General features: G+C 67.2%; 3 protein-coding genes. All 3 read right to left on the reverse strand.

Annotated features, from left to right (window positions below):
- A partial coding sequence (locus IRZ24_RS15995; RefSeq protein WP_297166206.1) for a hypothetical protein occupies window positions 1–642 on the reverse strand: 642 nt, incomplete at its 3' end.
- Window positions 632–3475: a hypothetical protein gene (locus IRZ24_RS16000; protein WP_297166208.1), complete on the reverse strand. Its 2844-nt coding sequence runs from the start codon at window positions 3473–3475 to the stop codon at window positions 632–634. The genes IRZ24_RS15995 and IRZ24_RS16000, both read right to left, overlap by 11 nt.
- Window positions 3472–5705: hypothetical protein (locus IRZ24_RS16005; RefSeq protein ID WP_297166211.1), on the reverse strand; the 2234-nt coding region annotated here is incomplete at its 5' end. The genes IRZ24_RS16000 and IRZ24_RS16005, both read right to left, overlap by 4 nt.

Raw genomic sequence — 5705 nt, forward strand, 5'->3', positions numbered from 1 at the left:
GAGCAGCAGCGGGAGGTGCACGCTGCAGAGGCTGCTGGCTTGCTGCTCTTCCGTGGTGGTGTCCCGTCTGCCCTCCGCTCCCACTGACAGATCCTGGACTCCGAGCCAGAAGAGCGCTGTCGCTTGCAGGGGCCAGCGCTGCTGACCAAGCAGGAACGCGCTCCGGTAGTCCCGTACCCAGGTCCAGAGCCAGCGGACCTGCCCGTGTGCGGCACTGATCTGCAGCGGGGCCGGCAGTCGCGCCGTCAGCTGAGTGGGCGCGCGGCGGAGCACGTCCTGGAAGAGCTGCTGGCAGAGGCTCCAGTCAGCCAGGCGCGGCAGACACCGGAGCAGTTGCGCTCTGGTGTAGCCGTGCTGCGCAGCCAGTGCGCCAGGATCACACTGCAGCATCCTGGCCACCAGGATCACCCCTCTGGGGCTGGCGACATACCAGTCCCAGCGCTTGCTTCGGAGACGCTCGATGGCACCTGCCGCCGTGGCCAGCGCCAGCAAGCGATGGAGAGAGGGTCGGGAACAGCCGAGGGCCACGGCCAGGTCCTCGGCCCGTTGCCAGGGAAAGCGCAACAGCCACCAGAGCAGCCGGATGAGCTGGCGTTCCCGTTGGGGAGCGAGGGGAAGGCCCAGGCCCTCTTCAGGACCCATCGGTTGCTCCCTCCCCCTCCGCTGGTGCCTCTGCTGGCTCGCGGGTGATCTCTGCGAGCGCTCCCTCTAAGGCTTCGAGCAGGAAGGGACGCACCTGTCCCTGTCGATGGACTGGCCTGAACGAGCCGGCCTCAGTGCGCTTGCGCAGCCCTTTGCGGCCTCGCTTGGGCCCTCCTCGGGAATGGCTGGGAGCAGGGGCCTCCTCTCGTCCTTCTCCTGCAGCGAGGAGATCACGCACGAGCGTGCCCCCTGCCGAATCGCCCTCTGGCTCCTGAGCAGGCTCGCCGGCGACAGGGTCTTCAACGCCTGACGGAGCGCGGGCGAACCGTGTGCCTTCTGCCCCGAGCAGCAGCCACTGCTGCCGCTCAGCCAGCTCCCGATCAATCTCCTGGACCGGACGACAGAAGCGCTCGCGACTGGTGGCTCGGATGCGCTCGGCCAGGGCCGGGTCCGCTGCGTCGGGCAGCAGCAACTGGAGCGAGCAGGTGATGCGTTCTCCTGCGACGGGTAACCGGGCATAGCAGTGATGGCGCGGGAGGCTCTGCAAATCCTCCGCCGTGATTCCCAATTCGGGAGCGAGCGTCTGGGCATCTTCCGCGCTGCCGGCAAAAGCCAGGATGCTCTGGACATTCGCCAGGATCTGGGCCAGCACCTTGCGCTCCTGCGCTTCTTGCCGGAAGAACGCTAAGGACTGCGTTGCCAGGGCGAAGTGCGCGCCGAATTTCCTGAGCTCCGCGAGCATCCGCCAGCGTACTCCCAGAAACCACTGAAACTCGTCCACAATCACCAGCGTTCGCGTCCGGCCAGGGGGCTGTTCCTGGAAGAAGAGGCCGAGCAGATTCAGCAGCGTCGCCCCCAACAGCCGCGCCGCATCCTCTCCCAGGGCGCTGGCGAGTTTGACCAGGAGAATACGGCCCTGCAGGCACGCGCGCAGATCCACCGTGGAGCGACTCTGGCCCAGCACTCGCCGCGCGCTGACCTGCTCGAACTTGGCGAACTTGGTCAGCACCGGGTCAATCCGCTCGAGTCTCATCCACGTGCTCAGCGGCTCGAAGTAGGCAGCCCACCAGCGAATCAGGAAGGGATCTGGCCGATGGAGGAGGCGCAGCAGCCGGTGGCGGACGCGGTCACTGGAGAGCACGAGCAGGACTTCCAGCAGCGTGAGCTGCCGTTCCTCTCCTTCCGTCACCAGCTGCTGGTTCACGCTGTAGATCAGCTTGAGCGCGGCCTCGCAGGCCGCCTCCATGCGTGGCCCCCAGCTCGTCGCCCAGATCTCGCGGAAGCAGGCGAGCAGGTCGGCGACGGCTTTGTCCCGTACGGGCGAGAAGTGGACATCAAGCGGATTGATGCCGGGAACAGCATCCGGATCGCTCAGGTCGAGCAGGATGACTTCATCTCCCCGCTGCGGAGGAATGAGTGGCAGCAGCTGATCCACCAGATCATGCGGGTCAATGACGACCAGACCCCAACGCCGCTCTTGACGGAGCGCTTCGATGGCCACCTGGAGCAGCGCGGTGCTCTTGCCTTCCCCGCTCCGTCCCACCGCGAGCAGATGGCCTGTCAGCAGCTCGGAGGGCCAGGGAACGGCGACGCTCTCCTGCCCCAGGAAGGCCCGTGCCACCGGCTGTCCAGGACGGCTCGCAAGAGAAGGTGGAACCGGCAAGATCCGGGAGGAGTGGCGTGTGAGCAGGGGGGAGATCTCGGCCCGGAGCTGGGCCGGAACATGCCAGAGCGCACCCACCGTGGAGACCGGCAGCAGATCCCATGCGTACCAGCGCAGGCGCGGGCCTCGCCACCCGCCGGGCCGCAGGAGTCGGCGCAGCTGCCAGGGAGGAAGCCGGTGAGGCCGCACCGTGGCTCCGAGCCACTCAAACTGCCGGTACGCCGCAAGGAGCTGAGACAAGGCAGCACGCCGATTCACGGCGGCCTGGTGCGCTTGCTGCCAGCGCCGCCACCACCGACGCCAGCCTCCTTGTGGAGATCCTGGTGAGGGGTCTTCTGGCAGCGAGTTGATAGCAAGCAGCCGCAGTTGCACGCGAAAGGCCTGCTGGCGCAGCGGCTCTCGGTCGAGCCAAAGCAGGTCCAGCTCCCTGTGACGCTGCCAGGAGACCCAGCCCTGGAGCAGCAGCAGCAGGGCACTGACTCCAAGCGCAGCCAGCAGCCCTGGCTGCAAGCCCGTCCCCACCGTCAACAAGCGCGAGGGAGCCGACCAGAACGCCAGGCCCAGCAGGCTCAGCGCAAGGACCACCAGCAAGGTCAAGCCTCCGTGAGCAGGAGACTGCGCTCCTGCGCGCTCGCGGCGCAGCTGCTCAATCCGACGGCGCTGGCGTTGCAACCAGCGGTTCCCCGCCGGTGCGAGCACGAGCTGCGCCACCAGGCGGCATCCGGGATCTCGTGGCAGGGCCGCGAGCAGACTGTGCAGCGGATCGCTGCCTATCTCGGCTCGGTGGAGGGAGCCGCGCTGCGCAGATCCTGGCGGTGGTGGTACCGCATCCTGTCGGACCTGGCCCGACAGGCGCACCCGGATGCCGCTCGCTCGCTCAGCTGGTGAACGCAGTCGCAGGGGATCGTCTGCCGCGGCAACGGGCCGCCAGCGCAGCTGCGGCCAGACGGCCTGCAGCTGGCTCAGGAGCTGCGATTGGGCCGCGTCAGAGCAGACGCGCCCCAACAGCCGATGCGCTCGCCCCTCCCCCACCAGTTCGAGCGCGAGCACGGAAGCGCTGTCCAGCAGGAGCGTCTGGAGCACCTGCTCCCACCGGCGCGGCTCCTCTGCCTCTGCCCGGGCAAAAGGCAGCAGCTCCATCACCTGCTCCGGATCACGAGTGCGGCTCATGGGCGCTGTCTCCTTTCCCCGTCTGCCCGGGCAAAAGGCAGCAGCTCCCGCTGCCGGGGATCCGTTGTGATCACCTCAGCCACCTGCGGCTCAGCAGGGAAGCGCAGGTGCAGGTGATGCTGCTCTCCTAGGAGCAGGAGCCCTTCCCCTTTCGGGAGCGACACCAGCAAGCGCGCTTCCTCCTCGGAGAGCTGCAGCAGCTCCACGAGCTTGCTGACGGCTGCAGGCTCTTGCCCGAGCAGGAGCACGCTGGCACAGTTGGCCAGAATCGAGCTCTCCTGCAGCAGCTGCACATGTTGGGTGATCCCATAGATGGCTAAATAGTGCTTCCGCGCCCGCTGGAACAGTTGTTCCAGCAGCAAGCGGCCACCTGGGCCTGTGGAAGCAACCAGGCCCCACAGCTCATCAATGATCAGCAGCCGCGGGCGCGGGGAAGAGCGGGCCAGGCGCCAGACCAGGTGGACCACGAGATATTGGCCAATGGCTTGCAGCGAACCGAGGCCACTCAGATCGAAGACCGTCAACCGGCTCTCCAGTTCCAGGGGCGTGGGTTCAAAGAGCGCGGCGGCGCTGCCGCTCGTGAACGGCTGCAAACGGTCTGCCAGACCGCTGCTGTCAGGCCCACAGACTCCGCTGCGCAAGACACGGCTGAGATCACGCAACAGCGGCGGCTCGCTGTGATGGGTCTGCGGATCGGCCGTGATGCCTCGCTCGCGATAACACTCCTGCACAGCCCGTTCCAGCAGCGACCACTCGCTGGCCGTCAGCGGCTGCTCCTTTCCCTGTCCGATGAGCAGCTCCAGCAGGGCCAGCAGCCACTGGATCTGCTCCGCCAGCACCTCCCCTGCTCGGTCCGCTGACGCTGACCGGGGCCTGGGGAGCACGAACGGGTTCACGCCTCCCCCTCCACTGCCAGGCATGCCGACGGCCAGCCGAACATGGTGGGCAGAGGGGGCCAGTGCCTCACAGAGCGGCAGGTATTCTCCCTCGGGATCGATCACGATGACCTGGATCGACCCCTCATCTGGGTGCCGCTCGTCTGGGTGCGCCTGCGCCGGAGGCGTGGTGAGGGCATGCACGATATCCAGCTTACACTTGAACGACTTTCCGCTCCCACTGGCGCCGATGATCAGACGATTGGCGTTGCGCCAATTCGACGCCCACGGGTCCAACAGGACCGGGGTGTTCTCGCTGACACTGACCCCTTCGAAGCGGCCCCCCGGCTGCAGGAGCGTGGGAGAGACAAACGGACAGCAGGTCGCCAGGGTCTGCGAGTCCAGGAGCACGCGCGCCTTGATCGGATCGTCTTGCCACGGCAAACAGGCTTGCCAGGCCGCCACCTGTTCATAGAGGGCCGGAGCGGCCCACACGTCGAGCAGGCGCAGCGTCGACTCCAGCCGGGCGGAGCGTTCCTCCAGCTGTGCCGGGGAGCTCGCATGGAGGGCAAAGGAGATCGAGGTCAAGAACAGTTGCTCCTGCCCCGTTCCCACCATGTCCAGTAACCGCTCGACGTCTTGGTAAGCCTGGGCGACCAGCGGGTCACGTACCCGCTGCTGTTCCCGCGCATACGAGAGCAAGGACCGGTATTCCAGCAGCTTCCGGCGGAGCAACCGCTGCGCCGAGGTCCTGGGCACTGGGACCAGGTGAAAGCTCACCTCCAGCTCGAAGGGCGCAGCCACCAGCAGCGGCCAGAGCCAGAGGCTGCGTACCTGACGGGGCCAGCTCCGCACGATCCAATGGCGGATCAGGTGATCCTCCCCCAGGATGAGCTCTTTGGCCGTCGTCCGGAGTCCCTCTGGAGCGAGCCACTCGATGTCCTGCCCCGGCCCCCACACGGGGGGGTCCTGGGGACGAGGGTCCTGCCGCGCCCTCTGTGGGTGGAACAGCTGATAGAGCAGGTCCAGCACCGCTGCCCGGTGCAGCCGTCGAGCGGACAGGCCCATCTGCGCAAGCAGATCCAGGAGGGACTGGACGCGCTCCTCTAGCAGATGGCGCAGTGCTGCTGCTTGCCCCTGTTCGCTCGGTCGACGACGGCGAGCAGGCCAGACGGCCAGGCTCGCTGGTCTGTCCGCAAGGAAGGCGTCTCCTTTCAGCACGAGATAGCACCGGTGGCGGAACAGCTCCTGTCCTCTCAGGAGCTGGCACTCCCAGGCCCGGAACGTCTGCAAGAGCGGCGGCAGGGCCCTCTCCGACTCCTGGAGCGTGGCATGGGCCTGGACCGCTCCAGACG

The sequence above is a fragment of the Thermogemmatispora sp. genome, from assembly GCF_019683755.1.
Classification (GTDB): domain Bacteria; phylum Chloroflexota; class Ktedonobacteria; order Ktedonobacterales; family Ktedonobacteraceae; genus Thermogemmatispora.